Source organism: Acetomicrobium sp. S15 = DSM 107314 (genome assembly GCF_016125955.1).
GTDB lineage: Bacteria > Synergistota > Synergistia > Synergistales > Thermosynergistaceae > Thermosynergistes > Thermosynergistes pyruvativorans.
This window is the reverse complement of the sequence record NZ_JADEVE010000081.1, coordinates 1-382: the sequence shown is the minus strand read 5'-3', so window position 1 is coordinate 382 and position 382 is coordinate 1. Positions and strand designations below refer to the sequence as shown.

Sequence of the window (382 nt, the reverse complement as noted above, 5' to 3'; positions counted from 1 at the left end):
GGTCGTATCGCTCACAGGGCTTGACCGTTATTTTGTCGCAGTTATCGGGCTTGAGCGCGTGAATAACCCCAAACCCCACCCGGAGGCATTGGAAGAGGGCTTAAGATGCCTGGGATTGGATCAAGGAGAAGGCCTCCAGTGTCGTGGGCTGGTTCGGTGGAATTCCAGAGATGATAGCTAATGCCCTCGCAGGCGTAGGAGAGTCGATGTGAGATCGGAACAGAGTCGGGGAGGGAAACATTCATAGACCGATGGTGGCAACGGGGTGGATGCTGTCTCTGGAGGTTACAGGAACTACGAGTTCGTAGAATTAAGGCAAGAAGGATACAAGCCTGCCTTTTTCGCCTTCGAAGAACATGGCATACCCGAGTTCGACGAGTTA

The 382-nt window shown here is 53.1% G+C and carries 2 protein-coding genes; both read left to right on the top strand.

The features are described from left to right. The coding region (locus EZM41_RS02360) for an HAD hydrolase-like protein (protein WP_198469047.1) at nt 1-181 on the top strand (181 nt) is incomplete at its 5' end. 84 nt (nt 182-265) lie between these two features. Beyond that, nucleotides 266-382 (top strand): ABC transporter substrate-binding protein (locus EZM41_RS14280; protein ID WP_198469044.1); only part of this gene is annotated, 117 nt, incomplete at its 3' end.